This window comes from Spirillospora sp. NPDC029432 (assembly GCF_040703975.1).
Taxonomy (GTDB): domain Bacteria; phylum Actinomycetota; class Actinomycetes; order Streptosporangiales; family Streptosporangiaceae; genus Spirillospora.
Genome location: NZ_JBEZWH010000031.1, coordinates 1 through 26,473, shown reverse-complemented (window position 1 = coordinate 26,473; position 26,473 = coordinate 1). Strand labels below are relative to the sequence as shown.

At 72.9% G+C, this 26,473-nt stretch carries 30 protein-coding genes, 1 tRNA gene and 1 pseudogene; 22 read left to right on the top strand and 10 right to left on the bottom strand.

Annotation, left to right across the window (positions count from 1 at the left end):
- The first annotated feature begins 181 nt into the window (after positions 1-181).
- The 3 genes from AB0881_RS23650 to AB0881_RS23640 all read left to right on the top strand — a co-directional run bounded on the left by AB0881_RS23650 (position 182) and on the right by AB0881_RS23640 (position 2,337).
- Positions 182-1,132, top strand: a complete 951-nt coding sequence (locus tag AB0881_RS23650; RefSeq protein ID WP_366619922.1) for an alpha/beta hydrolase — start codon at positions 182-184, stop codon at positions 1,130-1,132.
- Between the two features lie 42 nt (positions 1,133-1,174).
- Positions 1,175-1,879, top strand: coding sequence for a YafY family protein (locus AB0881_RS23645; RefSeq protein WP_366619920.1), 705 nt, complete (start codon positions 1,175-1,177; stop codon positions 1,877-1,879).
- A gap of 77 nt (positions 1,880-1,956) precedes the next feature.
- A complete protein-coding gene (locus AB0881_RS23640) occupies positions 1,957-2,337 on the top strand; it encodes a VOC family protein (RefSeq protein WP_366619919.1) in 381 nt (126 codons plus the stop codon).
- 144 nt (positions 2,338-2,481) lie between these two features.
- Here the strand turns inward: AB0881_RS23640 and aceE are convergent, their stop codons facing one another.
- Positions 2,482-5,292, bottom strand: coding sequence for a pyruvate dehydrogenase (acetyl-transferring), homodimeric type (gene aceE / locus AB0881_RS23635; protein ID WP_366619917.1), 2,811 nt, complete (start codon positions 5,290-5,292; stop codon positions 2,482-2,484).
- 308 nt (positions 5,293-5,600) lie between these two features.
- Here aceE and AB0881_RS23630 point away from each other — a divergent pair, with 308 nt between their 5' ends.
- The 6 genes from AB0881_RS23630 to AB0881_RS23605 all read left to right on the top strand — a co-directional run bounded on the left by AB0881_RS23630 (position 5,601) and on the right by AB0881_RS23605 (position 9,039).
- The gene (locus AB0881_RS23630) at positions 5,601-5,807 is read left to right on the top strand and encodes a DUF1918 domain-containing protein (protein WP_366619915.1); all 207 of its coding nucleotides are present in this window, start codon (positions 5,601-5,603) and stop codon (positions 5,805-5,807) included.
- Between the two features lie 49 nt (positions 5,808-5,856).
- Positions 5,857-6,264, top strand: coding sequence for a secondary thiamine-phosphate synthase enzyme YjbQ (locus AB0881_RS23625; RefSeq protein ID WP_366619913.1), 408 nt, complete (start codon positions 5,857-5,859; stop codon positions 6,262-6,264).
- A 190-nt stretch (positions 6,265-6,454) separates the two neighbouring features.
- Complete coding sequence (locus tag AB0881_RS23620) at positions 6,455-6,883, top strand: DUF3052 domain-containing protein (protein ID WP_366619911.1); 429 nt, start codon at positions 6,455-6,457, stop codon at positions 6,881-6,883.
- Between the two features lie 151 nt (positions 6,884-7,034).
- On the top strand, positions 7,035-7,496 hold the full coding sequence (locus tag AB0881_RS23615; RefSeq protein ID WP_366619909.1) for a peroxiredoxin: 462 nt from the start codon (positions 7,035-7,037) through the stop codon (positions 7,494-7,496).
- Between the two features lie 54 nt (positions 7,497-7,550).
- Entirely contained in the window at positions 7,551-7,901 is a 351-nt protein-coding gene (locus AB0881_RS23610) for a hypothetical protein (protein WP_366619907.1), read from the top strand.
- A gap of 76 nt (positions 7,902-7,977) precedes the next feature.
- Positions 7,978-9,039, top strand: coding sequence for an ion channel (locus AB0881_RS23605; protein ID WP_366619905.1), 1,062 nt, complete (start codon positions 7,978-7,980; stop codon positions 9,037-9,039).
- Between the two features lie 147 nt (positions 9,040-9,186).
- On the opposite strand, the gene AB0881_RS23600 is transcribed toward AB0881_RS23605, so the two are convergent.
- Entirely contained in the window at positions 9,187-10,185 is a 999-nt protein-coding gene (locus AB0881_RS23600; protein ID WP_366619903.1) for a phosphoribulokinase, read from the bottom strand.
- 162 nt (positions 10,186-10,347) lie between these two features.
- On the opposite strand from AB0881_RS23600, the gene AB0881_RS23595 reads away from it, so the two are divergent.
- Both AB0881_RS23595 and AB0881_RS23590 read left to right on the top strand, forming a co-directional pair.
- Positions 10,348-11,004: a response regulator transcription factor gene (locus AB0881_RS23595; protein ID WP_366619901.1), complete on the top strand. Its 657-nt coding sequence runs from the start codon at positions 10,348-10,350 to the stop codon at positions 11,002-11,004.
- Complete coding sequence (locus AB0881_RS23590) at positions 11,001-12,215, top strand: GAF domain-containing sensor histidine kinase (protein ID WP_366619899.1); 1,215 nt, start codon at positions 11,001-11,003, stop codon at positions 12,213-12,215. Before AB0881_RS23595 ends, AB0881_RS23590 begins: the two co-directional genes overlap by 4 nt.
- A 6-nt stretch (positions 12,216-12,221) precedes the next feature.
- On the opposite strand, the gene AB0881_RS23585 is transcribed toward AB0881_RS23590, so the two are convergent.
- Entirely contained in the window at positions 12,222-13,397 is a 1,176-nt protein-coding gene (locus tag AB0881_RS23585) for a saccharopine dehydrogenase NADP-binding domain-containing protein (protein WP_366619897.1), read from the bottom strand.
- 99 nt (positions 13,398-13,496) lie between these two features.
- Between AB0881_RS23585 and AB0881_RS23580 the strand changes: the two genes are divergently transcribed.
- A complete protein-coding gene (locus AB0881_RS23580) occupies positions 13,497-13,667 on the top strand; it encodes a hypothetical protein (RefSeq protein WP_366619895.1) in 171 nt (56 codons plus the stop codon).
- Here the strand turns inward: AB0881_RS23580 and AB0881_RS23575 are convergent.
- Entirely contained in the window at positions 13,664-14,539 is an 876-nt protein-coding gene (locus tag AB0881_RS23575; protein ID WP_366619893.1) for a LysR substrate-binding domain-containing protein, read from the bottom strand. The genes AB0881_RS23580 and AB0881_RS23575 overlap by 4 nt on opposite strands.
- A gap of 115 nt (positions 14,540-14,654) precedes the next feature.
- Here AB0881_RS23575 and AB0881_RS23570 point away from each other — a divergent pair, with 115 nt between their 5' ends.
- From AB0881_RS23570 to AB0881_RS23555, 4 genes are all read left to right on the top strand, one after another.
- Complete coding sequence (locus AB0881_RS23570) at positions 14,655-16,088, top strand: form I ribulose bisphosphate carboxylase large subunit (protein WP_366619891.1); 1,434 nt, start codon at positions 14,655-14,657, stop codon at positions 16,086-16,088.
- On the top strand, positions 16,088-16,507 hold the full coding sequence (locus AB0881_RS23565) for a ribulose bisphosphate carboxylase small subunit (protein ID WP_366619889.1): 420 nt from the start codon (positions 16,088-16,090) through the stop codon (positions 16,505-16,507). The genes AB0881_RS23570 and AB0881_RS23565 overlap by 1 nt, the downstream gene beginning before the upstream one ends.
- Positions 16,504-17,502 carry a CbbX protein gene (gene cbbX, locus AB0881_RS23560; protein ID WP_366619887.1) on the top strand — a complete coding sequence of 333 codons (999 nt, stop codon included), beginning with the start codon at positions 16,504-16,506 and terminating at the stop codon, positions 17,500-17,502. Before AB0881_RS23565 ends, cbbX begins: the two co-directional genes overlap by 4 nt.
- 73 nt (positions 17,503-17,575) lie before the next feature.
- Positions 17,576-18,478 (top strand): PAC2 family protein, encoded by a 903-nt coding sequence (locus tag AB0881_RS23555; protein WP_366619885.1) that lies wholly within the window; start codon positions 17,576-17,578, stop codon positions 18,476-18,478.
- Here AB0881_RS23555 and AB0881_RS23550 read toward each other — a convergent pair.
- Complete coding sequence (locus AB0881_RS23550) at positions 18,475-19,644, bottom strand: alpha/beta hydrolase-fold protein (protein ID WP_366619883.1); 1,170 nt, start codon at positions 19,642-19,644, stop codon at positions 18,475-18,477. The two genes, AB0881_RS23555 and AB0881_RS23550, sit on opposite strands and share 4 nt — an antisense overlap.
- 235 nt (positions 19,645-19,879) lie before the next feature.
- Here AB0881_RS23550 and AB0881_RS23545 point away from each other — a divergent pair.
- Both AB0881_RS23545 and AB0881_RS23540 read left to right on the top strand, forming a co-directional pair.
- Positions 19,880-19,951 (top strand) — tRNA-Val (locus AB0881_RS23545).
- A gap of 82 nt (positions 19,952-20,033) precedes the next feature.
- Complete coding sequence (locus AB0881_RS23540) at positions 20,034-20,288, top strand: helix-turn-helix domain-containing protein (RefSeq protein ID WP_366619882.1); 255 nt, start codon at positions 20,034-20,036, stop codon at positions 20,286-20,288.
- Here AB0881_RS23540 and AB0881_RS23535 read toward each other — a convergent pair.
- Positions 20,246-21,088: a helix-turn-helix transcriptional regulator gene (locus AB0881_RS23535; protein ID WP_366619880.1), complete on the bottom strand. Its 843-nt coding sequence runs from the start codon at positions 21,086-21,088 to the stop codon at positions 20,246-20,248. The genes AB0881_RS23540 and AB0881_RS23535 overlap by 43 nt on opposite strands.
- Before the next feature lie 171 nt (positions 21,089-21,259).
- Between AB0881_RS23535 and AB0881_RS23530 the strand changes: the two genes are divergently transcribed.
- Positions 21,260-22,126 (top strand): endonuclease, encoded by an 867-nt coding sequence (locus AB0881_RS23530; RefSeq protein ID WP_366619878.1) that lies wholly within the window; start codon positions 21,260-21,262, stop codon positions 22,124-22,126.
- A 162-nt stretch (positions 22,127-22,288) separates the two neighbouring features.
- Positions 22,289-23,302 (top strand): glutamine synthetase, encoded by a 1,014-nt coding sequence (gene glnII, locus AB0881_RS23525; protein ID WP_366619876.1) that lies wholly within the window; start codon positions 22,289-22,291, stop codon positions 23,300-23,302.
- Between the two features lie 57 nt (positions 23,303-23,359).
- Here glnII and AB0881_RS23520 read toward each other — a convergent pair whose 3' ends face one another.
- The gene (locus AB0881_RS23520; protein WP_366619874.1) at positions 23,360-23,731 is read right to left on the bottom strand and encodes a DUF2203 domain-containing protein; all 372 of its coding nucleotides are present in this window, start codon (positions 23,729-23,731) and stop codon (positions 23,360-23,362) included.
- A 191-nt stretch (positions 23,732-23,922) separates the two neighbouring features.
- Between AB0881_RS23520 and AB0881_RS23515 the strand changes: the two genes are divergently transcribed.
- Both AB0881_RS23515 and AB0881_RS23510 read left to right on the top strand, forming a co-directional pair.
- Positions 23,923-24,201, top strand: coding sequence for a hypothetical protein (locus tag AB0881_RS23515; RefSeq protein WP_366619872.1), 279 nt, complete (start codon positions 23,923-23,925; stop codon positions 24,199-24,201).
- A 65-nt stretch (positions 24,202-24,266) separates the two neighbouring features.
- Complete coding sequence (locus tag AB0881_RS23510; protein WP_366619870.1) at positions 24,267-24,896, top strand: hypothetical protein; 630 nt, start codon at positions 24,267-24,269, stop codon at positions 24,894-24,896.
- On the opposite strand, the gene AB0881_RS23505 is transcribed toward AB0881_RS23510, so the two are convergent.
- The 3 genes and pseudogenes from AB0881_RS23505 to AB0881_RS23495 all read right to left on the bottom strand — a co-directional run.
- Positions 24,893-25,711 (bottom strand): hypothetical protein, encoded by an 819-nt coding sequence (locus AB0881_RS23505; protein WP_366619868.1) that lies wholly within the window; start codon positions 25,709-25,711, stop codon positions 24,893-24,895. The genes AB0881_RS23510 and AB0881_RS23505 overlap by 4 nt on opposite strands.
- 45 nt (positions 25,712-25,756) lie before the next feature.
- Complete coding sequence (locus tag AB0881_RS23500) at positions 25,757-26,275, bottom strand: universal stress protein (protein WP_366619866.1); 519 nt, start codon at positions 26,273-26,275, stop codon at positions 25,757-25,759.
- A 13-nt stretch (positions 26,276-26,288) separates the two neighbouring features.
- Positions 26,289-26,473: pseudogene (locus AB0881_RS23495) on the bottom strand (bifunctional (p)ppGpp synthetase/guanosine-3',5'-bis(diphosphate) 3'-pyrophosphohydrolase); the annotation flags it as partial.

Here is a 26,473-nt window from a genome sequence, read left to right as displayed (position 1 = left end):
CCCGCGTGCGCTTTCCTTTCAAATACCACGGAGAGTGAGATCGTGGACGCGGAATGAACACGACGGTGTGGTGCCCGGGGCGGGTGTTCATCTGGGGGACGGTCCCCGGTGCGGTGGGCGTATGGGGTGGCGGTTAGCGTTCGGGGTGGCTGCCGATCGGCCTAGAACGTGAGGGGCGCCCATGGAGATCCAGCACCGTTTCGTCGAGTCCACCAGCGGGCTGCGCATGCATGTCGCCGAGGCCGGGGAAGGGCCGCTGGTTCTGCTCCTGCACGGCTTTCCCGAATGCTGGTATTCCTGGCGGCATCAGCTGATCGCTCTGGCGGAGGCCGGGTATCACGCCGTGGCGCCCGACCAGCGCGGGTACGCGCGTACGGGTGGGCCCGCCGAGGTGGACCAGTACACGATCCACCACCTGGTGGGGGACGCGGTCGGGCTGATCGACGCGCTGGGGGAGGAGACGGCGGTCGTGGTGGGGCATGACTGGGGCGCCCCGGTCGCGTGGCACGCGGCGCAGTTCCGTCCCGAACGGGTGCGCGGCGTGATCGGGCTGTCGGTGCCGCACCGGCCGCGCAGCTCGCGGCCGCCCGTCCAGGCCATGCGGGAGATGTTCGGCGAGAGCTTCTACATGGTGCACTTCCAGCAGCGGGACGTGCCGGAGGCGAGCTTCGAGTCCGATCCGGAGGGCGCGTTCCGGCGGACGCTGTTCGGCGCGTCCGGGGACGGCCCCGCGGCGCTGCCGCCCGTGCCGGAGGGCGGCGGGTTCGCGGACGCGGCGCCCGAGCCGGAGCGGCTGCCGGGCTGGCTCACGCGGGAGGACATCGCGACGTACGTCGCCGAGTACGAGGGGTCCGGCTTCTCCGGCCCGATCAACTGGTACCGCAACCTGGACCGCAACTGGGAGCTGACCGCCGCCTGGCACCGGGCCCCGGTCACGCCGCCCGCGCTCTACATCGGCGGCGACCGCGACCCGGTCGTGGCAGGCGGGGCGCGCAAGGCCGTCGACCGGCTGGCGGACTTCGTCCCTAACCTCCGCGGCACGGTCTGGCTGTCCGGTTGCGGCCACTGGACGCAGCAGGAGCGGCCCGCCGAGGTCAACGACGCCATGATCGGCTTCCTCCGCGGGCTCTGACCGCGCCGGGAAATGTCGGTGGCGGGCCGTACGGTCGGCGGGGTGAACCGCACCGACCGGCTGTACGCCCTGGTTGAGGAGCTGCGGGCGCGCGCCCCGCGCCGGGTCAGCGCCCGCGAGCTGGCCGCGCGCTACGAGGTCAGCGTCCGCACGGTCGAGCGCGACATCGGCGCGCTCCAGCAGGCCGGGGTGCCGATCTTCGCCGATGTGGGCCGGACCGGCGGCTACACGCTCGACCCGAGCCGCACGCTGCCGCCGGTCAACTTCACCCCGGCCGAGGCGGTGGCCATCGCGATCATGCTGGGCCGGGCCGGCGGCACCCCGTTCTCGCGGGCCGCCCGCACCGCGCTGCACAAGATCCTCACCGCGATGCCGGCCGCCGACGGCGCCACCGCCCGCGACCTCGCCGGCCGTATCCGCTTCCTGGCCGATCCGTCGCGCGGCGAGCCCGCCTCGGTCCCCGCCGTCCTGGAGGAGGCGATGGCGGCGCGCCGCGTCGTACGGCTGGTCTACGTCGACAAGGCCGGCGCCGAGACCGAGCGCGACGTGGAGCCGGTCGCGTTCAGCGGCGGCTCCGCCGGCTGGTACCTGATCGGCTGGTGCCGGCTGCGCGGCACGTTCCGCGTCTTCCGCACCGACCGCGTGCGCCGCGCGGCCCTGCTGGACGAGACCGCCCCGGAGCGCCGCGTCGAGGATTTCGACGAGGAGCCGCGCGACTACGTGATGCGCCCGCTGGAATTCCTCTAGAAACACCGACAGGGGGTTGTCGCCAATATGTTCGATCGTGGTCCCCGTTGAGCGAAGCGACGCGACGGAGGATCACCATGAACGCGCCGGCATACGACACCGTGAGCTGGTTCCAGATCGGCACCGACGATTCCGAGGGGGCCCGGAGCTTCTACGGCGGCCTGTTCGGCTGGAAGTTCACCCTCGATCCGGACGGCGACGGGTACGACCTGGTCAGCTATCCGGGAGCGGAGGCGCCGAGCGGCGGGATCGCGCACGGCGCGGGCCCCGAGGAGAACCACGCGACGTTCCTGGTGGTGGTGCGGGACGTGCCGGCCGCCTGCGAGCAGGCCGCGAAGCTCGGCGGCAAGGTCGCGCTGGAGCCGAGCACCTCGCCGAGCGGCCTGGTCTTCGCCTACCTGGACGACCCGTCCGGCAACCGCTTCGGCGTCTTCACGCCGCCCCCGGTGCCCGCCTGAGGGGCGCTGAACGGCCCGGAGGGCCCTCGCGGGCGGGCGAGGGCCTCCGGGACCGTTGGGGAGCCCCGGAAGCCCCCACGTGCTGCTGGGGCGCGATCACGGCCTACACCTCCGTGATCGGCGCCCCGCCGGCGGAGCCCGCCGTCAGGCGTCGCCGCCGGTGTTGCTCTCGGCGCTCTGCACGCCGCCCGCGAACACCGCGCTGACGTCGGCGTTCAGGCGGTAGCGCTCGATCGCCTGCTGGAGCGTCTCCGGCTTGACCTCGCCCTGCCGGGCGAGCCGGGTCAGCACCGCCAGCACGATCGACGCCGAGTCGACGTGGAACGCCCGCCGCGCCGCGGCCCGGGTGTCGGAGAACCCGAACCCGTCGGTCCCCAGCGACGAGTAGTCGCCCGGCACCCACGGCGCGATCTGGTCCGGTACGGCCTTCATGAAGTCCGACACCGACACGATCGGCCCGGCGGCGCCCTCCAGCGCGCGGGTGACGTACGGGACGCGCTGCTCCGCGTCGGGGTGCAGCAGGTTCCAGTCGTCGCACGCGCGGGCCTCGCGGGCCAGCTCGTTCCACGAGGTCGCCGACCACACGTCGGCGGCCACGCCCCACTCCTCGGCCAGCAGCCGCTGCGCCTCCAGCGCCCAGCGCCCGGCCACGCCCGAGGCCATGATCTGTGCCCTGGGCGGCTGCCCGTTGCCGGCCTCCGTGCCTCCTCCCGCCTCGACCCGCTCGGGAGCCGCCTTGAGCCGGTACAGGCCCTTCAGCAGGCCGTCGACGTCGAGGCCCTCGGGCTCCGCTGGCTGCTGGTACGGCTCGTTGTAGACGGTCAGGTAGTAGAAGACGTTCTCGCCCTCGGGGTGCTCCTCGGACGAGCCGTACATCCGGCGCAGCGCGTCCCGCACGATGTGCGCCAGCTCGAACGCCCAGGTGGGGTCGTAGTGCACGCACGCCGGGTTGGTCGCCGCGATCAGCGGCGAGTGCCCGTCGGCGTGCTGGAGGCCCTCGCCGGTGAGCGTGGTGCGGCCCGCGGTGGCGCCCAGCAGGAAGCCCCGCCCCATCTGGTCGCCCAGCGCCCACATCTGGTCGCCGGTCCGCTGGAACCCGAACATCGAGTAGAAGATGTACACCGGGATCATGTGCTCGCCGTGCGTGGCGTACGCCGTGCCCGCGGCGATCGTGGAGGCCATCGAGCCGGCCTCGCTGATGCCCTCGTGCAGCATCTGGCCGGACTCGGACTCCTTGTAGGCCAGCAGCAGCTTGCGGTCCACGCCCTCGTACGTCTGCCCGTGCGGGGCGTAGATCTTGGACGTCGGGAACAGCGAGTCCATGCCGAACGTGCGGTACTCGTCCGGAGCGATCGGGACGAACCGGGCGCCGATGTTCTCGTCCTTGATCAGGTCCTTGAGCAGCCGGACGAAGGCCATGGTGGTGGCCACGTTCTGCTTGCCCGAGCCCTTCTTCAGCTCCGCGTACACCGGGTCGCCGGGCAGCTTGAGCGGCTTGGCCCGCACCGTACGCCGGGGCAGGAACCCGCCCAGCGCCGCGCGCCGCTCCCGCATGTACTCGATCTCGTCGGAGTCCTCGCCCGGGTGGTAGTACGGCGGCAGCTCGCCCTCCAGCGCCGAGTCCGGGATGTCGAGGTAGAGCCGGTCCCGGAACTCCTTGAGCTCGGCCTTGGTCAGCTTCTTCATCTGGTGGGTGGCGTTGCGGGCCTCGAAGTCCGGCCCCAGCGTCCAGCCCTTGATCGTGTGCGCCAGGATGACGGTCGGCTGCCCGACGTGCTCGCGGGCCGCCTTGAACGCCGCGTACACCTTGCGGTAGTCGTGCCCGCCGCGCGACAGCCGCCGCAGGTCGTCGTCGGACAGGTGCTCGACCATCTTGCGCAGCCGGGGGTCGTCGCCGAAGAAGTGGTCGCGGATGTACGCGCCGGTCTCGACGGTGTAGGTCTGGAACTGCCCGTCCGGCGTGGTGTTCATCTTGTTGACCAGCACGCCGTCGGCGTCCTGGGCCAGCAGCGGGTCCCAGTCGCGGCCCCACACCACCTTGATCACGTTCCAGCCGGCGCCGCGGAAGAACGACTCCAGCTCCTGGATGATCTTGCCGTTGCCGCGGACCGGGCCGTCCAGCTGCTGGAGGTTGCAGTTGATGACGAAGGTGAGGTTGTCGAGCTCCTCGCGGGCGGCCAGCCCGATCGCGCCCAGCGACTCCGGCTCGCCCATCTCGCCGTCGCCGAGGAACGCCCACACGTGCGACCGCGAGGTGTCCTTGATCTTGCGGTTGTAGAGGTAGCGGTTGAACCGCGCCTGGTAGATCGAGTCGATCGCGGTGAGCCCCATGGAGACCGTGGGGAACTCCCAGAAGTCGGGCATCAGCCGCGGGTGCGGGTACGACGACAGGCCGCCGCCCGGATGCGACATCTCCTGCCGGAAGCCGTCCAGCTTCTCCTGCGGCAGGCGGCCCTCCAGGAACGCGCGCGCGTACACGCCGGGGGCCGCGTGGCCCTGGAAGAACACCTGGTCGCCGGACTCGCCGTGGTCCTTGCCGCGGAAGAAGTGGTTGTAGCCGACCTCGTAGAGGGAGGCGGCCGAGGCGTAGGTCGCGATGTGCCCGCCGACCCCGAGCTCCGGCCGGTTGGACCGGGACACCATGATCGCGGCGTTCCACCGGATGTAGGCGCGGATCCGGCGCTCGATGTGCTCGTCGCCGGGGAACCACGGCTCGTGCTCCGGCGGGATCGTGTTGATGAAGTCGGTGCTGCGCAGGCCGGGCACGCCCACCTGCTGCTCGCGGGCCCGCTCCAGCAGGCGCAGCATCACGTACCGCGCCCGGCTGCGGCCCTCGGTCTTGATCACCGTGTCGAGCGATTCCAGCCACTCCCGGGTCTCGTCCGGGTTGATGTCCGGGAGCTGGCTCGGCAGGCCGTCACTGATGATCGAATAACGCTGACGTCCGGAAGCCACGGGGTCCCCTCTGTGCTCACGGTCCTGGGTGAGGCCGCGCGCCCGCCCGGTGAGCCGGCGTCGGCCTCCGCGACGACGGTCCGCCGTCGTGGGTTCGTGATCCATCGTCGCCGTTTATGACGGCTAACGCATCTCTACCAACCAGTAACCATTCTTGCCGGTCACGGGGGGTGCGCGGGACGTTCCGGGCAGGGTTTGGGCCCCCTCTCGACGAGGCAGGGAAGTCGTACGAAGGTGGAGAGAGAGCACCACGCCGGAACCACACCGAACGGCCGCGGGAGCGCGGCCGGGGCGCGCTGGGGGAAGTGATGAACGCTTCGGTCGGAGATCGACTTCACGTGCACGGCAACACCGTCGGGCAGCCCGACAGGGTCGGCGAGATCGTGGAGGTGCGCGGCGAGCGCGGCGAGCCGCCCTACATGGTCCGCTTCGACGACGGCCACACCCGCCTGGTCTTCCCGGGCCCGGACGCGGTGGTGGAGGTCCCCGGCCAGCGGGCCGGCACCGACCACTGACCCGGCCGCCGATCCGCGTCCGGCGGCCCCGATGGGGTAGACCTGGGGCATGAAGAGCACCGTGGTCAGGGTGACCACCGGAAACCGGGAGGTCGTGCACGACATCACGGCCGAGTGCGAGCGCTTCGCCGCCGAGGCCGGGGAGGACGGGCTGCTGCACGTCTTCGTGCCGCACGCCACCGCCGGGATCGCGATCATCGAGCTGGGCGCGGGCAGCGACGACGACCTGCTGGCGGCGCTGGGCGACCTGCTGCCCGCCGACGACCGCTGGCGGCACCGGCACGGCTCCGCCGGCCACGGCCGGTCGCACGTCTCGCCCGCGCTCGTGCCGCCGTACGCGACCGTCCCCGTGATCGGCGGCCGGCTCGCGCTCGGGACCTGGCAGTCGGTGGCGCTCGTCGACCTCAATGTCGACAATCCGGATCGCCAGGTGCGATTGTCGTTTCTTGCGGGATGAGCGCGCGTTGTTACGCTCGACGGGTGTCCAGGGACGACCGCGGCCGTATTCGGGCCCATGAGGCCACCAAAAGCCGTGCAGACACTTGCGCTGGGACCCATTACTTGTGTGGACTGTCCCGCAAAACTCGAACCGGAGCGGAAGGGCCGCCGGCACGGCGGCCCGCAATGACGACCATGGGAGGACTTTCGTGAGCGCGACCGCGGGTCAGGCGCAGTCTGAGCGCAGCCTGGCCGAACGGCTCGGCCTGAAGGCGGGCCAGGTGGTGCAGGAGATCGGCTTCGATGACGACGTCGACGAGGAGCTCCGCGACTCCGTCGAGGCCGTCACGGGGAACGAGCTGGTCGACGAGGACTACGAGGACGTGGTCGACGTCGTGCTGCTGTGGTGGCGTGAAGAGGACGGCGACCTCTTCGACGAGCTGACCAACGCGATGGTCCCCCTGACCGGTGGCGGCCACATCTGGCTGCTGACCCCCAAGGCGGGCCGCGACGGCCATGTGGAGCCGAGCGACATCGGCGAGGCCGCCCAGACCGCGGGCCTGGCGCAGACCAGCAGCGTCAGCGCCGCCAAGGAATGGTCGGGCACCCGCCTGGTCGCCCCCAAGGGCCACAAGTAGCCGCGGCCGGCCGTACGCCGGCCCGAGGCGATCCCCGCCGCGCCGCGCACGGGCGCGGCCGCCCCGGCGCGCGCCCGCGCGCCGTCCCCCCATGACCGTGGGGGCACGCATCACCCCGCCCGCGCGGCGGGGACGAGCCGCGGGAGAGGAATTGGCGGTTGAGGCAGGCGACCTCGCACCCGACTTCGAGCTGAAGGACCAGCACGGCACGCCGGTGCGGCTGTCGGACTTCAAGGGGAGGAAGAACGTCCTCCTGGTGTTCTACCCGCTGGCGTTCAGCGGCGTCTGCACGGGCGAGCTGGGCGCGATCCGCGACGAGCTGCCGTCCCTGGGCGCCGCCGAGGACGTGCAGGTGCTGGCGGTCTCGGTCGACTCGATGTTCGCGCTGCGGGCGTGGGCCGACCAGGAGGAGTACCGGTTCCCGCTGCTCGCCGACTTCTGGCCGCACGGCGGCACGGCCCGCCTGTACGGCGTGTTCGACGAGGAGAAGGGCGTGGCGCTCCGCGGCACGTTCGTGATCGACCGCGCGGGCACGGTCCGCTGGAAGGTCGTGAACGCCGTCCCCGACGCGCGGGACCTCGACGAGTACCGCAAGGCGCTCGCCGGCCTCTGAGTGATCCGGGCCGGGTCCGCGACCGGATCCGGCCCCCGCACCCCTGGAGGTGTGATGCCCTGCTTCCGGTGCGGGGCCCGGCAGACCGACCCCGTGCGCGGCGCGAGCCCGTGGCGGCGCGGGGTACGGGCGGACCGGCAGGTCCTGATCTGCCCGCGGTGCCAGAACGTCCACGACGACGACGGCGCCGCGCTGGACCGCTGCGCCTCCTGCGGTTCCGCCGCGCTGATCTGCCGCCTCGGCGAGATCGAGTGCCGTGACTGCGGGCACACCCGCGAGGCGGCCCCGGCCGACGCGCCGCCCGGCGATCTGGTGCCGTCCGGCGCCCAGCAGGCCGACGGCGGCCTGTCGGAGGAGGTCGCGGCGGCGCTGACCCGGTTCTTCCGGCGCGGCCCCGGCTCTTGACCTTCTTTTCGCAGGCTGGGACGCTGCGACGCAGCGTTCGCGGGGCACGCGAGGGAGCAGGGAGGGGGAGGCGCCGATGCCGTTCATCATCTTCAGGGTGGCGCAGCGGCTCACCGCGCGCGCCTGGCGAGCCCCGGCCCTCGTCCTGCTGCTGGCGGCGGTGCTCGGCTGGGCGCTGATCGCCGCGTTCGAGAAGCCGGACGCGGAGATCCGGAACCCGGCGCACTACCTCTGGTACTTCTTCGTCAGCGGGACGACCACCGGCTACGGCGACCTCTACCCGGAGACGGCCGGCGGCCGGCTCGGCGGCGCGATCGTGATCGTGGCGGGGCTGACGGCGGGCCTGATGCTGTTCGCCGAGCTGACCCTCTGGATGGCGAAGGGCAGGACCATGAAGGCCAACGGGCTCGCCCGGCTGCACCACCGCCGGCATCTGGTGATCATCGGGTACGAGCGGGACGGGCTGCGCGCGATCATCGGCCAGCTGCGCGCCGACCCCGAGTACGCGAAGACGCCGGTGGCCGCCGTGTTCTGGCCGGAGCAGCTGTCCGGCGAGAACCCCGACCCCGAGCTGTACGACGTCGTGGCGTTCGACGACACGGCGTACGACCGGGTCCGGCTCGCCGACGCCCGCACGGTGCTGGTGGTCGGCCGCAACGACGACGAGACCGTCCGGGTCATGCTCGGGGTGTACGCCTACCTGCGGCGGCACGGGAGCCCGCCGGCGCACCTGCTGGCCGGGGTGCACGACGGCGGCCGGCGGGTCGAGATCAACGAGGCGCTGGCGCTGATCGGCGAGGACATCGAGCCGGTGGACGTGGACGATCCGGCCGTGGTGGCGGTCGCGATCCGCAACCCCGGCGTGGCCGCGATCTACCACAACCTCGCCAGCACGCTGGACGCCGACTCCACGCTGTACCGGGTGGACGTGCCCGACGGCGCGGGGGAGTGGCCGCGGCTGGAGCTGGCCATCTTCCTGCTGCGGCGCGGCAGCACGCTGCTCGCGGTGGGCGAGTCGCACCGGCCCAACGCCCGGTTCCGGCTGGCGGCGCTCCCGGACGAGGTCGTGCGGGGCGGGCAGTCGCTGGCCGTCGTGGCGGCCGACCGTCCCGAGATCCCGTGGCACGAGGTCGCCTGAGGCGGTCCGCCCCGGGAGCCCGGCGGGAGTGAGCCAGGAAGGCACCTCCAGCGCCCAACCGAGGTGCCCTCCTGGCTCGCCGCGGCGGCGCGGCCCGGGACGCGGGTCAGCGGCGTCCCGGGGCCTCCCCGCGCGTGCCGCGGAGTCTCAGGCGGCCTGCCGGCGGTCGGCGTCCAGCAGGTGGTAGAGCAGCAGCAGCTGCGTGATCGCGAGCGGGTCGCTGGTGCCGCCGTCGCCGAAGCGGCCGAGCGCGTCCGGGTCGAGGCCGCCGTCGCCGGCGCGGGGGCCGAGCCGTTCCCAGATGGCCTTCTTGACGATCCGCGACTCGTCGGGCGACACGTACCCGTGGACGTGCAGCGCGTCGACGGGACGGCCGTCGGTGTCGCGGTGCAGCCGCAGGTGCATGGCGGTCTCCGCGCCGTGCGGCGACCCGGGGGCGGGCGGCGGCGGGGCGGAGTCGCCGATGACCGTGTCCAGCTCGGGGTGGTCGATGGTGGGCCGCAGCAGCAGCTCGGCCGACAGCGGCGTGCCCGGCGGGTCCTGCCGGCCGGCGACGGGCGCGAACCTGACCACGATGTCGGCCCACCGGCGCTGCGGCCGGATGTAGGCGGCGCTCTCCGGCTCCCGCCGGTCCAGCTCGGCCCTGACCTGCTCGGGCGTGTAGCCGCGCTTGTCGCAGTCGCGGCGGACCTTCCAGGCGTGCCGCAGCTCCTCGGGCGGGTCGAGGTAGACGGTGATGTCGAAGCAGGCGCGGGCCAGCCGGGTGTGCAGCGGCAGCAGGCCCTCGACGATCACGAACTCGCGGGGCTCGACCAGCTCGGGCCGGACCAGCTCGCCGGTCGCGTGGTCGTACACCGGCTTGAGGATCGGCTCGCCCATGGACAGCAACTGGAGGTGCTGCTCCATCACGTCGATGTGGTTGCAGTCGGGGTGCAGCGCCGTGAACGGCTTCCCCTCGCGCTCGGAACGGTCGTAGCGGTGGTAGTCGTCCACGCAGACCGCGGTCATGCGGTCCTCCCCCAGACACCGCACTAGCCCCCTGGTCAGTGTCGTCTTGCCCGCGGCGCTGTCCCCGGCGATGGCGAGCATGACGGGGCGGCGGCCCGAGCCGCGCGCCCGGAGCATGTGCACGATCCGATGGGGCACGTGTGTCCTCCGTCCCGGCGGTGTTCTGTTGTCGCCCGAGACGGTAGGCGGGCGTTCCGGTTGGGGCGTCCCCCAATCAGGGGAGATGGCGGGTGAAAAGCGTGAAACCTTCGCGCCCGCGGGGGCTACTGGCCGGTAGTTTGCGGTTGTTATCGTGCCGGAGTGAACCCCCCTGTGCGCGTCGTCCTGGTGGACGATCACGAGATGATCCTCGCCGGGCTGCAGGCGATGCTGGCCGGTTTCGCGGGGCGCGTGCGCGTCGTGGGCCAGGCCGGGACGTCCGGCGAGGCGACCCGGCTGGTGACCACGCTGCGCCCGGACGTGGTGCTGCTGGACGTCCGGCTCGGCCCGGAGAGCGGCCTCGACCTGTGCCGGGTGATCACCACCCGGGTGCCGGAGTCGCGGGTGGTGTTCCTGTCGGTGTACGACGACGAGCAGTACGTCTTCGAGGCCCTGCGCGCCGGCGCCGGCGGCTACCTGCTCAAGCGGGTCGACGGGGCCGAGCTGGTGCGGCGGCTGGAGGAGGTCACGCAGGGGGAGACGGTCGTCGATCCGACCCTGGCCGGGCGGATGGCGGTCACCGCCGCCCGGCTCACCCGCGGCGAGTTCTGGCCGGGCGCCAACCGGGGCCTCACGCAGCGCGAGAGCGAGGTGCTGTCGCTGCTGGTCGGCGGGCTCTCGAACAAGGCCATCGCGGCCCGGCTCGTGGTCGGCGAGGAGACCGTGAAGAGCCATCTGCGGGCGCTCTACCGCAAGCTGGAGGTCACCGACCGGTCCGCGGCGATCGCGGTGGCGCTGCGCGAAGGACTGTTCCGGTGACGGCCGCGCCGTCCCGGCCGGGGCCGCCCGCCGCGCTGGAACCGCTGGCCGCGCACGGCCGCGACCTGCTCGTACGGATCGTCGCCGTCGCCTGCTCCGACCGGACCCTGGCGGAGATGGCCGACGAGCTGGCCGGGCTCGTCGTGCGGTCCGCGCGGGAGATCGCGTTCTGCGACGTCTACCTGCTGGACGACGACGAGCGGGCGCTGCGCCGCTCCGGGACCGGGCCGCCCGTACCGCTGGGGGAGGGCGACGCCGGATGGGTGGCCGCGCACGGCCGCCCCCGCGAGCACGCCGACGGCCGCGGCGTGGCCGTGCCCATGCACAGCGGCCGGACGACCATCGCGGTCCTGGACGCCCGGTCGGCGGGCCGCTGCGCGCCCGAGGACGTCCTGCTGGTGACCGCGCTGGCCGAGCTGTTCGCGCCGGTCCTCTGCTCGTGCCGCCGGCTGCGGGCCGCCGAGGAGCGCGAGCGCGCGGCCGAGCGGTTCGCCGAACGCGCCGTCGAGGTGCAGGAGGCCGAGCGGTCGCGGCTCAGCCGCGAGATCCACGACGGCATCGCGCAGCGGCTGGCCGGGCTGGGCTTCCACCTGTCGGCGGCCGAGAGCGCGGTCCCCGCCCACCATCCCGAGGCGCGCGAGCAGATCCGGCACGCGCGCGGGCTCTGCGAGCTCGCCGCGGCCGAGACCCGCGCCGCGATCGGCGGGCTGCGGCCGCCCGTACTGGACGACCTGGGCCTGTCGGCGGCGCTGGCCACGCTCGCCCGCGAGGCCGGCGGCACCCCGTGCGGGGCCGCTTCCTCTCCCACCTCGACTTCGCCCACTTCGGCCCGCTCCGGGCTGGAGGTGACCGTGGCCGTGTCCGGCGAGCTGGAGGACGCGCTGCCCGACCACGTCCAGACGGCGCTCTACCGCATCGCGCAGGAGGCCGTCGGCAACTGCCTGCGGCACGCGTCGGCCTCGTACGTGGACCTGCTGCTGGAGCACGACCGCGACCGGGTCAGGCTCCGGGTGCGCGACGACGGCGTCGGGTTCTCGCTCCCGGACGTGCTGGCCCCGGCGGGCCACGACCGGCCGGGCCGCCGCGCCGAGTCGTACGGCCTGCGCGGCATGGCCGAGCGCGCCGAGCTGCTGGGCGGCCGGTTCACCGTCACCAGCAGGCTCGGCGCCGGCACCACCGTCGAGGCCGTGATCCCCGTCCCGGGCGCCTAGCCCGCCTCAGCCGCGCAGCGTGCGGAACGTGATCCCGGCGCGGTCGAGCCGCTCGATGAGCGCGTTCCCCATGGCCACCGCCGTGGTGACCTGCCCGGCGGTCGGCGGCAGATCGTCGTGCGCCAGGCACAGCGCCGACTCCGCCAGCATCTTGGCCGTCTCGGTGTAGCCGGGGTCGCCGCCCCTGACCTCGGTGACGACCTTCTCGCCGCCGCCCTCGCCGGCGAACTTCACGCTGAACCAGCTCCGCGCGCGCCGCTCCGCCGACGGGCCCTCGCCGGGCGTGCCCAGCCGCATCAGCAGCGACCGGGCGGGCGGCAGCTGCGTCAGCGGCAGCAGCGCGGCCGCGCCCGCGGCGATGCCCAGCGCGGCGGGCAGGTGCCGGACCGCGAGGTACTCGCCGTACGAGAAGTCCGGCCCGTACCGGTCGAGCGCCATCGCCGAACGCTCCACGATCTGCGGGTCCAGCGTCGGCATCGGCAGCAGGTAGCCGCCGGCGACGCGGGTCCGCGGGACGGGCCGCCGCGAGATCCGGACCCGCCGGTCCGCCGGGCGCGGCTCGGCCGCGCGCCGCTCCCGCTCGGCGCGCACCATCCCGGCCGGGTCCGCGAAGATGTCCAGCGCCGAGTGCAGCGTCCCGCCGGAGAACTGCGCGGACGCCCGCAGGAACGCCTCCACGTGCAGCGGGACGCCCTCCGGCAGCCGCTGGACGGTGTAGTACGCGCCCAGGTCGTACGGGATGGAGTCGAACCCGCAGGCGTGCACGATCCGGGCGCCGCTGCGCGCGGCCTCGTCGTGGTACTTCACGTACATCCGGTCGACGAACGTCGGCTCGCCGGTCAGGTCGACGTAGTCGGTGCCGTTCCGGGCGCACGCGGCGACCAGCGGCTCGCCGTACCGCGCGTACGGGCCGACCGTGGTGATCACGACGCGGGCGGCGCGGGCGATCTCCTCCAGCGAGGCGGGGTCGGTGCTGTCGGCGTGCAGCAGCGGCAGGTCCTTGCAGGCGGGCTCGACCTGGGCGAGCCGCTCGCGCACCGCCTCCAGCCTGGCCTGGTTGCGGCCGGCCAGCGCCCAGCGGGTGCCTTCCCCGGCGCGCTGGGCCAGGTACTCGGCGGTGAGCCCGCCGGTGAACCCGGTGGCGCCGAAAAGGACGATGTCGTACGAGCGGTCGGCGGTCATGGCTGCCCTTCCCGGAGGCGTTCGGTACGGTCCCGCACCGAACGCTACTCGGGCGGCGGGCCCGTTCGCGAAGCGCCGCGGCCTGCCTACGATGGGACGGTGATCGCGCTGGCCCTGTCGATGGACGTCGCCGCCCTGCTGGTCCTGGGGGCGGCGGGCCTCCCGGCCCGGGACGGCTGGAGCCGGACGGGCCTGGCCATGGTCGCCGCCAGCCTGGCGCTGCTGTCGATCGCCCTGTGGCTGGCCGCCGCGGGCGGCGACGGCGGCTAGGCGGGGCTCGCGGCGGTCCAGCCGGGGGCGCCGAGCAGATGGCCGACGAACAGGCGCGTCGTCGGCGTGGGGGCCGTGCCGGCGACCGCGTGCCAGGGGCGGTCCAGCGGCATCCCGGGCGCGTCCACCACCACCAGCCGGCCGGCCGCCAGCTCGGCGCCGACCGCGTCCCGGGAGACCAGCGCCACGCCCAGCCCGGCCGCCGCGCCCGCGATCACCGCGCCGTTGGAGCCGAGCACCAGGCGCGGCGGGGCCACGTCCCGCTCCGCCAGGTAGGCCTCGGCGGTCGCGCGCACGCCCGAACCCGGCTCGCGCATCACCCACGGCGTCGCGGTGAGCGAGAACGCGCCCGCCAGCTCCGGGGTGCCCACGACGACCAGCTCGTTCGGGCGGCGCGCGAGCACCGTCGCCGCGGTCCCGGCGGGCGGCCGGCCGGCCAGGACGAGATCGGCCTCGTGCGCGGCCAGGCTCGCCCACACGCGGCGGCTCGGGCCGACCTCCAGCGCCAGCTCCACCTCCGGGAACCGGGCCCGGAAGCCCGCCAGCAGCCCCGGCAGCACCTGGTCGGCGGCCGTGGTGACGGCCGCCAGCCGCAGCGGCCCGCGCGCCGGGTCGGCCGCGCCGCGCGCCGCCGCCCGGCCCTGCTCCAGCAGCCCGAGTACCCGCCGGGCGTACGCGGCGTACACCGACCCGGCCGGCGTCAGCGCCAGCCCGCGCCCGGCCCGCTCCACCAGCGGCACGCCCAGCTCGCGGGCCAGCGCCGCGACCGCCGCCGACACCGCCGACTCGGTCACGTACAGGCGCCGCGCCGCCTCCCGCACCGAACCCGTGTCCGCCAGCGCCACGAACGTCCGCAGCCGCGCCTCGGTCATGCCGCCGTCCCGCCTCTCACTTGAGCGATCGGTTGATCGTCCGCCCGGAACACTTGATGGACAAGGCAAGTATCGCGGCGGCAGGCTCAAGGCAACCCCACGGAGGAGGAAACCGATGAGCGGTGGCCGTTGGTCGGCGGGCGTGATCCCGTACGCGGAGATGGGCTACTGGCGCCCGGACTACCAGCCGAAGGACAGCGACATCCTGGCCGCCTTCCGGATCACCCCGCAGCCGGGCGTCCCGCCGGAGGAGGCGGGCGCGGCCGTGGCCGGCGAGTCGTCCACCGCCACCTGGACCGTCGTGTGGACCGACCGGCTCACCGCGTACGAGAACTACCAGGCCAAGTGCTACCGGGTGGAGCCGGTCCCGGGCTCCGAAGGGCAGTTCATCGCCTACATCGCCTACGACCTGGACCTCTTCGAGGAAGGGTCGATCGCGAACCTGACCTCCTCCATCATCGGCAACGTCTTCGGCTTCAAGGCCCTCAAGGCGCTGCGGCTGGAGGACATGCGGATTCCCACCCACTACGTGAAGACGTTCCAGGGGCCGGCGCACGGCATCGTCATGGAGCGCGAGTACCTCGGCAAGTTCGGCCGCCCCCTCCTCGGCGCCACGGTGAAGCCCAAGCTCGGGCTGTCCGCCCGCAACTACGGCCGCGTCGTGTACGAGGCGCTGCGCGGCGGCCTCGACTTCACCAAGGACGACGAGAACATCAACTCCCAGCCGTTCATGCGCTGGCGCGACCGCTTCCTCTACTGCATGGAGGGCGTCAACAAGGCGCAGGCCGCCACCGGCGAGGTCAAGGGCCACTACCTCAACGTCACCGCCGGGACGATGGAGGCGATGTACGAGCGCGCCGAGTTCGCCCGGGAGATCGGCAGCGTCATCGTCATGATCGACCTGACCGTCGGCTACACCGCCATCCAGTCGATGGCGCTGTGGGCGCGGCGCAACGGCGTCCTGCTGCACCTGCACCGCGCCGGGCACTCCACGTACACCCGGCAGAAGAACCACGGCGTCAACTTCCGCGTGATCGCCAAATGGATGCGGCTGGCGGGCGTCGACCACATCCACGCCGGGACCGTCGTCGGCAAGCTGGAAGGCGACCCCAACAGCGTCGCCGGCTACTACGACACCCTGCGCCAGGACCGCACCGCCGCCGACCCCGTCAAGGGCCTGTACTTCGACCAGGAATGGGCGTCCCTGCCCGGCTGCATGCCGGTCGCGTCCGGCGGCATCCACGCCGGGCAGATGCACCAGCTCCTGCACTACCTGGACGAGGACGTCATCCTCCAGTTCGGCGGCGGCACCATCGGCCACCCGATGGGCATCGCCGCCGGCGCCGCCGCCAACCGGGTCGCGCTCGAGGCGATGATCAAGGCGCGGAACGAGGGCCGCGACTACCTGGCCGAGGGCCCCGACATCCTGCGGACGGCCGCCAAGCACAGCCGCGAACTGGACGTCGCCCTCTCCACCTGGGGCGACATCACCTTCACCTACGAGTCCACCGACACCCCCGACGTCGTCGAGACCCCTGTGAGCGTCTGATGCGGATCACCCAAGGCACCTTCTCGTACCTGCCCGACCTCACCGACGAGGAGATCACGGCACAGATCGCGTACGCGCTGCGGCAGGGCTGGCCGTGCTCGGTCGAGTTCACCGACGACCCGCACCCGCGCAACTCGTACTGGGAGATGTGGGGACTGCCGATGTTCGACCTCGCCGACCCCGCCGGCGTCCTGTACGAGCTCAACGAGTGCCGCAGGGCGTACCCCGGCCACTACGTGCGCCTCAACGCCTACGACGCGCGCTACGGCCGCCAGACCACGGCCCTGTCGTTCATCGTCCAGCGCCCGGCCGCCGAGCCCGGATTCCGGCTGGAGCGGGAGGAGACCTCGGACCGCCGCGTCCGGGTCCGGATCCACCCGTACGCCCTCGACCGGCCCCAGGGCGAGCGCTACCCATGACCGAGCGAACGAACGACCGGCCCGGTTTCGGCATGCGGCCGTCCCAGAACGGCGGTTCCCCGGTGCAGTCCCCGAACCCCCCCTTCGGCACCGGGGAACCGCTGCCCGACGAGCCCCCGCCGCTGCCGCCGCACGCCCGCGTCGACCTGGCCCGCGAGCGCGCCGACTCGCACGCCGACGAGGTCCTGGACGCCCTGGACGCCGAACTCGTCGGGCTCGCCCCCGTCAAGACCCGCATCCGGGAGATCGCCGCCCTGCTCCTCGTCGACCGCGTCCGCGCCCGCTACGGCATCGACTCCGGCCGCCCCAGCCTGCACATGTGCTTCACCGGCAGCCCCGGCACCGGCAAGACGACCGTCGCGACCCGGCTCGCCGAACTCCTGCACCGCCTCGGCTACATCCGCCAGGGCCACCTGGTCTCCGTCACCCGCGACGACCTCGTCGGCCAGTACGTCGGCCACACCGCCCCCAAGACCAAGGAGGTCCTGAAACGCGCGATGGGCGGCGTGCTGTTCATCGACGAGGCCTACTACCTGTACCGGGCCGAGAACGAGCGCGACTACGGCCAGGAGGCCATCGAGATCCTCCTCCAGGTCATGGAGAACCGGCGCGACGACCTGGTCGTCGTCCTCGCCGGCTACAAGGACCGGATGGACGCGTTCTTCTCCTCCAATCCCGGCATGAGCTCCCGCATCGCCCACCACATCGACTTCCCCGACTACGAGCCCGGGGAACTGGAGGAGATCGGCCACCTGATGATGTCCCGCGAGGGCTACCGGCTGGCCCCCGAGACCGAGCCCGTCTTCCGCGACTACCTGGAACGGCGCCGCGCGCAGCCCCGCTTCGCCAACGCCCGCTCCGTACGGAACGGCATCGAACGCGCCCGGCTGCGGCACGCGAGCCGGCTGGTCGCCGCGGCCGGCGAGGTCGGCCTGGAGGACCTCACGACCCTGCGGCCGGAGGACTTCCGGGGGAGCCGCGTCTTCGCCGGATAGCGCCCCGCAGGAATCGGACGGCGGATCTCAGGCTTTAATCTGGAGACTGTCCGATGAAGATGTGGGGGAGACGGTGCTGAACCCTGAGGATCTGTACGAGCTGGACGCCGGGCTCCCGGAGATGGCGGGGCCGGTGCTGCTGCACAGCCTCGACGGCTTCGTGGACGCCGGCTCCACCGGCCAGCTGGTCCGCGACCACCTCCTCGAGCACCTGGACCACCGCGTCGTGGCGCGCTTCGACGTCGACTCGCTGATCGACTACCGGGCCCGGCGGCCGCTGATGACCTACGACCGCGACCACTGGGCGTCCTACGACGCCCCCGAACTGGCCGTCCACCTGGTCAAGGACGAGGTCGGCAGCCCGTTCCTCTTCCTGACCGGCCCCGAGCCCGACCGCCTCTGGGAGGGCTTCGTCGCCGCCGTCCAGGACCTGGTCAAGCGGCTGGGCGTCAGCCTCGTGGTCGGCTTCCACGGCATCCCGATGGGCGTGCCGCACACCCGGCCGGTCGGGCTGACCTCGCACGCCACCCGCCCCGAGCTGATCACCAAGACGTCCTGGTTCGACAAGGTCCAGGTCCCCGGCAGCGCCGCCGGCCTGCTGGAGTACCGGCTGGGCGAGGCGGGCCACGACGCGCTCGGCTTCGCCGTGCACGTCCCGCACTACCTCTCCCAGTCCGCCTACCCGGCCGCCGCCCTGGCCGCCCTGGAGGCCGTCATCACGGCGACCGGCCTGGTCCTCCCCACCGACGCGCTCCGCGAGGCCGCCGCCAAGACCGACGCCGACATCGCCGAGCAGGTCGCCGGGAACGACGAGGTCGAGAAGGTCGTGCAGGCGCTGGAGCAGCAGTACGACGCGTTCGCGGGCGCCGCGGAACGCGACAGCCTCCTCGCCGAGTCCCAGGACATGCCCACCGCCGACGAGCTCGGCGCCCAGTTCGAACGCTTCCTCGCCGAACAGGACGGCCCCGACGCCTAACCCGGACGGCCTTCACGGGCGCCGCCGAGCAGATCGGCGAGGCCGGCGGCCAGGCCATCGGCCCAGCACACGTAGTCGTGGCCGCCGTTGTACTCGCTGTACGCGACGGGATACCCCTTGGCGCGCAGCGTGCGGTCCAGATCCCTGTGCCCGTCCACCACGGCCCACTCGTGCCGCCCGACCCGCACATGCAGGCGCAGGCCGCGGCGCGGCGCGGCGGCGTACCGGGCGGTGATCCAGGGATCGGCGTCCCGGTCGCCGTCCGGGTGCCACCACAGCGACGCGGACTGCGCGAGGACCTTCCCGAACGCGCCGGGCGCCGCCAGGCCGAGATGCAGCGCCGTCAGCCCGCCGAGGCTCTCCCCGGCGATCACGGTGCGCGCCGGGTCGGCCGTGAGCGGCAGGCGCCCGCGCGCCCATGGGAGCAGCTCGTCCGCTAGATATTCGGCGTGCGCGGGGTTCCCGCCGTACTCGGCCATCCTCACCGCGTTGCTCACCGCGTGCGGAGCGATGACCGCGAGCGGCGGGACCGTCCCGTCCGCGACGAGCCGGTCGAACAGCGCCCGCACGCCGAACTTGCCGAACCACATGTCGCCGTCCAGCAGGACGAGCGTGTCGAGCGGCCCGTTCCGCGGCCCCGGCGGCAGGTAGACCCAGACGTCGCGCTCATCACCTAGGGCAGCGCTGCGGATCCGCTCCCGCGTGACCGCGCCCTCGGGGACACCGGCCTGTGGCCCGTTCCAAGGACGCCACGGCGGCACCGGCGCACCGGGAAGTTCGAAGACCGACGCCCGGCCCTCACCCCAGCGGACCGGGATCGTACGCCCGTTCAACGGATCATGCCCCGCCCGCGCGGCGACCTCCCGGAGATCCTCCGCTTCACCCGAGGCCAGCCGGTACGAGCCGGCATGATCGGGCGCCATCCGGTACGTGATCGACCAGACGCGGGTCCCCGGCACGCGCCGCATCAGGCTGCCGCCCAGGTCGAGCGGATCCATGAGGCGATTGACCAGCGCGAGCACCCGCCGCGTCGCACCCGTACCCCGCCACAGGAACGTGACGGCCAGATGGCCCGGGTCGCCCGGGATCGGCTCGACCAGCGGCGTCCCCCGCTCCTCGACCTCCCCCCAGAACCCCTCCTCGGCCCCCGCCAGCCCGTCCCGCACGTCCCTCTCCAGAGCCTCGACGAGCGCACTCCGCGCCCGTTCGGCCGGACCAGGACGTGGCACCCGCGGCGGCCCCGTGATCATCAAACCTCCCGGACGGCACCAGAACTTAGGCGACCCTAAGCTAACCACCACCCAAACCAACCCCCCGCTCCGCCCCACCTCGCCCCGGAAACCGTTTCGCGGTAACCCGCCCGGACCCGATACGCTTACCGGGGCCACTTCGCGTGGACCGGGGCGCATAGCTCAGTGGAAGAGCACTCCGCTTACAACGGAGGGGTCGCAAGTTCGATCCTTGCTGCGCCCACCCCGACCCTTCCCGCTGCGGGTGTCCCTCCCGACTTCGGATTTCGCCCGCATCGCCGAATGGCCCCTGCTACTTTCGTCACGTGTGGTTGCGATACAACTACCGCCTGTATCCCACTGCCGAGCAGCGGGACATGCTCGCCCGGGCCTTCGGATGCGCGCGCACCGTCTTCAACGACGGGCTGGCTCTGCGGAGGCGCGCGGAGCATGACGGCCTCCCGTTCGTTGTGCCCGCTTTACGCGAACGGCCCCGCTTCCTACCAGGAGCGGGCTCCCGAAGTATTGCCGGCCGAGGTCAGGAATCCGGGTTCAGCGGCGGGTTGCGGGAGACTCGGTAGGGGCCTGTGTAGCGGGCTTTTCCGGCGAGTGCGTCTTCGGGTTGGGCGTAGCGCATTTCCTCCGCTCGGACGCAGACCTTCCACAGTTGCTCGGCGGACAGGCGCCGGACGTCCCAGAGCAGGGCGGCCGCGTCGGCGGCGGCGGGGTCCTCGGGGAGAGAGCCGTCCGGTAGGGGGATGCCGGTGATCGCGGCGAGATCGCCGGCGGGGATGTCGATCAGGGCGGACAGGTCGGCCAGCCAGTCGGGGGTAAGTTCGAGGTGGCCCGTTCCGACCATCACGACCGTGGTCGAGGACACGTACCTGCGGCCCGGTGAGAGGAACGCCAGAATCGGTGCCGCTTCGCTGCCGCTGAGATTCCGGTTCGCGAACAGGAGGTTCCCGACCAGGGCTCCGAGGCCTGCCTTATGCGGGTCGTACCATTTCCAGGGCACGTACGGTCGGCGGCGGGGTTCCTGTGGCATTTCCTGCGCCAGTCGGCGCAGTTCGGCGCGCTGGTCCGCCGGAAGGCAGTTCGTGTCGCTCATCAAGTGGTCGAGGTACCGCCTGCAGTAGAAGGACCCGTCCAAGGGGGTCAGGTCGTCCGGCACCCGTTGGGCGGCCAGCACGAACAGGTCCGCCGCGTGCAGGTCCAGTGCCGGAGCCAGTGCCCTGAGCAGTTCGGGGCTTGGGCGGAGGCCCGCGATGACATTTCCCAGTTCGGATTCGGGGACGCCGGCGGCCTGTGCGAGGGAGGCCGTGTCCGATCCTCGATGGTCGAGCAGCCGTTCCAGGAGCACGCCGAACGGAGGGAATTCCATTCCCTGAGGGTACGTGCCGGGTCGGCAGGGGTGGCGGAGCCGGGGTCGTGGTGGGCGATGCCGATCTTGTTGGCCGCCTGGCCTCAGTCGGGTGCCTGATTTGTTAGTTTTTGGTCTTTTCTTGGTGGGGTGGACGGTGGAGATTGCGAGGAGGTCGGCGGAAGGACGGGCATGCGGATCTCTCTCGTACTGGCGGCGGTGGTCATGGCCGGGAGCCTGGCGGTTCCCGCGCGGGCGGAGGTCGGGGGGACGTTGTCGCTGCTGACGTACAACGTGGCGGGGCTGCCCGAGCCGATCTCCGGTGGGGACCCCGCGAACAACACCAAGCCCATCGGTGAGCGGGTCAACGCGTACGGCGTCGTCAACGTGCAGGAGGACTTCAACTACCACGCCGATCTCTACAGCACCGACCGCCATCCGTACCGGACGCCGACGAGCGGGGGCGTGCTGTTCGGGAGCGGGCTCAACACGATGTCCGATCATCCGTACGGCGACCTGCGGCGGATCAGGTGGAACCGGTGCAACGGGTTCGACTGCCTGACGCCGAAGGGGTTCACGTTCAAGCGGATCCGCCTGGCGGAGGGTGTTTCGGTCGATCTCTACAACCTGCACGCCAACGCGGGGACGACCAGTGCCGACCTCGCGGCGCGGCGGGACAACATCACGCAGCTGGCGGCGTACATCGCGGCCAATTCGGCGGGGAATGCGGTGATCGTGATGGGTGACGCCAACACGCGGTACACGCGAGCGGGGGACAACATCCGCGAGCTGGTGAGCGCGGCCGGGCTGACCGACGCCTGGGTGGAGGCGGAACGGGGCGGGGTGCCGCCGGCGGCTGGAAGTCCGGCGCTGACCTGCGATGACGCGGCGGTCACGGATGCCTGCGAGGTCGTCGACAAGATCCTTTTCAGGGGGAGCGACCGGGTCGCGCTGCGGCTGTCGGGCTACTCCAACGAGAACGCGCGGTTCCGTACGGACGGCGGCGCGATGATGTCGGACCACTACCCGATCGCGGCCACGCTGACCTGGAGCGGATGACGGGTACGGTGGTCCGTTATCGGGTGATGTGAGCGGGCTCTCATGTGTGTTCGGGCAGCTCAGGGGGCATTTAACACGGCGTTCACATATGGGCAACAGGTCCGAAATGGCGGATTGTCAACCTCGTCATGGCCCGAAACATGGAGCGAAGGGGACCCGACGTTGAGCTACAAGGCCGAGTACATCTGGATCGACGGCACCGAGCCCACCGCCCGGCTCCGTTCCAAGACCAGGATCCTTGCCGACGGCGCCGAGCTGCCGGACTGGGGTTTCGACGGCTCCAGCACCAACCAGGCGCCGGGTGACAACTCGGACTGCGTGCTCAAGCCGGTGTTCAGCTGCCCGGACCCGATCCGCGGCGGTGACAACAAGCTGGTGCTGTGCGAGGTCTTCCTCGTGGACGGCACGCCGCACCCGACCAACACGCGGGCGCAGCTGCGTCCGATCGCCGAGAAGTACGCGGCGCAGGAGTCCTGGTACGGCATCGAGCAGGAGTACACGTTCTTCAAGGACGGCCGCCCGCTGGGCTTCCCCGAGCGCGGCTACCCGGCGCCGCAGGGCTTCTACTACTGCGGCGTGGGCGCCGACGAGGTGTTCGGGCGCGAGATCGTCGAGCGGCACATGGACGCCTGCCTGGCCGCCGGGCTGAAGATCTCCGGCATCAACGCCGAGGTCATGCCGGGGCAGTGGGAGTTCCAGATCGGCCCGGCCGGGTCGCTGGAGGTCGGCGACCACATGTGGGTGGCCCGCTGGCTGCTGTACCGGATCGCCGAGGAGTTCGACGTGTCCGCCACCCTCGACCCCAAGCCGGTCGAGGGCGACTGGAACGGCGCCGGCGCGCACACCAACTTCTCCACCAAGGCCATGCGCGAGGGCTACGACGCGATCATCACCGCCTGCGAGGCGCTCGCGAAGAAGGCGCAGGAGCACGTGCAGGGGTACGGCGCCGACATCGAGCGCCGCCTGACCGGCATGCACGAGACGGCGCCGTGGAGCGAGTTCAGCTACGGCGTGTCCGACCGCGGCGCGTCGGTGCGGATCCCGTGGCAGGTCGAGGTGGACAAGAAGGGCTACATCGAGGACCGCCGCCCGAACGCGAACGTCGACCCGTACGTGGTCGCCCGCCTGATCACCGGCACCTGCTGCGAGGCGCTGGAGGCCGCCGGCCAGGTCTGATCCGGCAGGACTCAGGGGATCCCGGAGCGGGCGCTTCCGGGGTCCCCTGTTCCATGCCTAGGGGAGGGGGCGGCGGCCGGCGAAGCCGAGGTCGGTGCGGTGGTACCAGGCGAGCTCGGTGTCGCCTTCCAGCCAGCAGAGCCGCACCGAGCGGCCGTCCAGCACGGCGGGGAAGTCGATCAGGACCGGGGAGATGTTCTTGACCTCGATGCCCTGCCCGGTGAACCAGGCGATCTCCTCGTCCAGGCGGGCCTCGGCGGCCTTGACCTCCGGGATGCCGCCGCGGCCGGAGGCGCCGTGGACGCGCAGGTCGAGGGTCAGTTCGGCGAGGTCGGCACGCTGCCGGACGATCTCCGCGGCGCGGGCCCGCACCTCGGGGATCAGCGCGCGCGCCTCGTCCACGGTGAACTCGCGTTCCGTGGTCTCCATCGTCACTCCCGGGGTCGTCGGTCCCGCCACGTTACCCAGGGGTGCCCTGGCCGTTGCCGGACGGTGTCCCACTTGTCCGTGAATTCCCGGATATGCGTGGAGCGTTCCCGGGAAGATGGTGGACGGTAGGGCGGGAACGGGGGCAGCGGCCGCCGCCCGCGGTGGTTCCCCGCCCGGAGGGAGGCGTCGCGATGACGGACGCGACGACGGACGCACTGACCGTGCCCGATCGTGCCAGGGCGCTGTTCGCCTCGCGGCTTCAGGAATCGGGACGGCCCACGTCCCAGCAGGTCAGGGTCGTGGTGGAGGCCGCGCTGGCGGCCGGTGCCGGGGACTGCCTGGCGCTGGTGGCGCAGGAGGCCGGTGATCATCCGGAGGTCTACCTGCCGCGCATGCGGTGGGCGCTGAGCGCGGTGAACGAGGCGTACGCGGGCGAACCGGCCGGAGGCGCGGACCTCGCCCTAGCGTGACAAAAAGTCCACAAACATCAGAACCGGCGTGGAGTCCCCCCAACGGGACCGGGTAGCAGTCCCGTATGGGGGAGACGCCGTTCGAGTCGTTCTTCCACGATCCTCGCCGGCGCGGCCAGGCACGCGGATCGCGGGCGCGGCGGCGGCCGCTGGAACGGTCGTTCCGGTGCCGCGCGTCGCTGCGCGGCCCCGCCGTGGCGCCGCTGTCCCAGTACGAGGAGTTCGTCCGCCTGCACGAGGAGATCTCGGCCAGGCCGGGCGTGTACGCGCGGCGGCTCTGGCTGTGCGGGCTGGGGGCGGCGACGATCGTGGCCGCGCTGATGTTCGGAGGCGTGGGACTGGTCCGCGGCATGCTGGACGTCCAGGTGCCGGTGTTCATCGGGCGCGACGTCGGCGCGGAGCCGGCCGCGCTCGCCTACTCGCTGTGCGCGATCACCGCGGCGCTCCAGGCCACGGCGCTGCTGCACCTGCTGATCGGGGTCGCCGAGCGGCCGGTGCGGGCGTTCGTGTGGATCGGCGGCGCGGCGGTCGCGCTGGTGACGCTGCTGCCGCTGACGCTGCGGGTGCCCGCCGCGGCCGCGCTGGCGACCGCCGGGCTCAACCTGTTCGGCGGGACGACCCTGGTCGGCCTGCTGGCGGCGGTCGCGCCCGCCTGCGTGCGCAGGTCCAGGACCCGCCGGCGCCGCAGACCCTAGGCCCGCCGGCGGCCGACGGTGATCGTGAGCGGCTCCGGGGCGCGCGTCGTCCCGAACCGCACCGGGACGAGCCGCCGCCGCACCCGCCGCTCGATCGCGCGGTCCGGTGCCATGAGCCGCAGCTCCCGGTGCATTCCGGAGAAGCCGAGGACGAGGAACGCCTCCCAGGAGCCGCGCGGCAGCGGATCGTCCACGAACGCCCGGGTCATCGGGACGGCCGCCGCGTACCCCACCCGCCCGCGCGCGTCCTGGAGGGCGGCGATGACCTCGTAGATCCGGCCGGTGCGGCGCTCGCGCAGCGCCAGCGTCGCCGACAGCGGCCGGGCCAGGGACTCCAGCGCGAGCCGGCCGGTGACCACCAGCTCCTCGTCGTGCCCGTTCCAGGCCAGCTCGTCGGCCCGGACCGGGTCGCCGGGATGGGACGCGCCGCCCACGTCGATCGCCAGCGGCCCGTACACGCTGAAGTACGCGGTGACCGCGGTGGCGTCGGGCCGGAACCGGCGCTGCGGGTCGAGATCCGGCCCGGCGCCGTGCTCGCGGCCCAGCGGCAGCGGCGGCGCGTCCCCGGCGGCCAGCTCCAGGTCCCACAGGCCGGTGGGCAGCGGCGCGCCGTCCGCCGCGGCGGTGGTGTCGATCTCCGCGCGGAACGCGCCCGCGCCGGTCCGGGCCGCCGGGACGCGCAGCCGCCGGTCGCCGTCGCGCTCGCGCAGCACGATCGACGGCTCGCCCGGAGCGCCGCCGGCGGAGCCGAGCCGGCCCTCGACGCGCAGCACGCTCCCGGTCCAGCGCACGTCGGTCAGGAAGGGTTCCTCCATGGCGGTGATCTTCCCCGCCGGGGGCTCCGGAACCGGCCGGCGGCCCTACGGGACGACGGTCACGGGCCAGCGGCCGGTCCGCACGAGCCGTACCGCCACCGACCCGACCAGCCGGTGCCCGGCCTGCGCGGACGCGCCCACGACCACGACGTCGGCGCGGACCCGGTCGGCGATCCGGGCCAGCGCGCCGGCCGCGTCGCCCTGCTCCACCACGAACTCGTAGCGGACCGGCGGGCGGCTCCGCGCGATGGCCCGCTCGATCTCCTCGCGCAGCTCGCGGGCGGTCTCCTCGGCGGCCTCCCGCATGACGGCGGCGCCGCCCGGGGTGAGGCTGGACAGCGAGGCCAGCGGCGCGACGTGCACCAGCAGCAGCCGGGCGTCGTTGCGGCGGGCCAGCCCCCACGCGTACGCGCCCGCGCGCATCGAGGTGTCCGAGCCGTCCACCCCGGCCACGATCATGCGCGGCCCGTCGCCGCGGATCTCGAACGGCCCCTCGCCGAACGGGCCGGTCTCGAACGGGCCCTCCTGAGACGGGCCCTCGCCGGACGGCGCTTCCTCGCTCACGCCGCCAGCCTAGTCACGCCCGCGAGAACCGGGCCAGCAGGTCCTCCAGAGTGAGCGAGCCCGCCGCCAGGGCCGCGTACATGCCGTCGACCTCGCCGTACCCGAGGTCGCGCGCCACGGCCAGCGAGACGCCGCGCGCCTCGGCGGCCAGCAGGTCGGCGCCGCGCCCCGCGAGCGCGCGGCGCAGCCGGGCGCGGC

Excerpts from the sequence above, each read along its gene's own strand:
- AB0881_RS23650 (WP_366619922.1), top strand. The coding sequence starts at position 182 with ATGGAGATCCAGCACCGTTTCGTCGAGTCCACCAGCGGGCTGCGCATG.
- AB0881_RS23640 (WP_366619919.1), top strand. The coding sequence starts at position 1,957 with ATGAACGCGCCGGCATACGACACCGTGAGCTGGTTCCAGATCGGCACC.
- AB0881_RS23630 (WP_366619915.1), top strand. The coding sequence starts at position 5,601 with ATGAACGCTTCGGTCGGAGATCGACTTCACGTGCACGGCAACACCGTC.
- AB0881_RS23625 (WP_366619913.1), top strand. The coding sequence starts at position 5,857 with ATGAAGAGCACCGTGGTCAGGGTGACCACCGGAAACCGGGAGGTCGTG.
- AB0881_RS23610 (WP_366619907.1), top strand. The coding sequence starts at position 7,551 with ATGCCCTGCTTCCGGTGCGGGGCCCGGCAGACCGACCCCGTGCGCGGC.
- AB0881_RS23605 (WP_366619905.1), top strand. The coding sequence starts at position 7,978 with ATGCCGTTCATCATCTTCAGGGTGGCGCAGCGGCTCACCGCGCGCGCC.
- AB0881_RS23585 (WP_366619897.1), bottom strand. The coding sequence starts at position 13,397 with ATGACCGCCGACCGCTCGTACGACATCGTCCTTTTCGGCGCCACCGGG.
- AB0881_RS23575 (WP_366619893.1), bottom strand. The coding sequence starts at position 14,539 with ATGACCGAGGCGCGGCTGCGGACGTTCGTGGCGCTGGCGGACACGGGT.
- AB0881_RS23570 (WP_366619891.1), top strand. The coding sequence starts at position 14,655 with ATGAGCGGTGGCCGTTGGTCGGCGGGCGTGATCCCGTACGCGGAGATG.
- AB0881_RS23565 (WP_366619889.1), top strand. The coding sequence starts at position 16,088 with ATGCGGATCACCCAAGGCACCTTCTCGTACCTGCCCGACCTCACCGAC.
- cbbX (WP_366619887.1), top strand. The coding sequence starts at position 16,504 with ATGACCGAGCGAACGAACGACCGGCCCGGTTTCGGCATGCGGCCGTCC.
- AB0881_RS23535 (WP_366619880.1), bottom strand. The coding sequence starts at position 21,088 with ATGGAATTCCCTCCGTTCGGCGTGCTCCTGGAACGGCTGCTCGACCAT.
- AB0881_RS23530 (WP_366619878.1), top strand. The coding sequence starts at position 21,260 with ATGCGGATCTCTCTCGTACTGGCGGCGGTGGTCATGGCCGGGAGCCTG.
- AB0881_RS23520 (WP_366619874.1), bottom strand. The coding sequence starts at position 23,731 with ATGGAGACCACGGAACGCGAGTTCACCGTGGACGAGGCGCGCGCGCTG.
- AB0881_RS23515 (WP_366619872.1), top strand. The coding sequence starts at position 23,923 with ATGACGGACGCGACGACGGACGCACTGACCGTGCCCGATCGTGCCAGG.
- AB0881_RS23510 (WP_366619870.1), top strand. The coding sequence starts at position 24,267 with ATGGGGGAGACGCCGTTCGAGTCGTTCTTCCACGATCCTCGCCGGCGC.
- AB0881_RS23505 (WP_366619868.1), bottom strand. The coding sequence starts at position 25,711 with ATGGAGGAACCCTTCCTGACCGACGTGCGCTGGACCGGGAGCGTGCTG.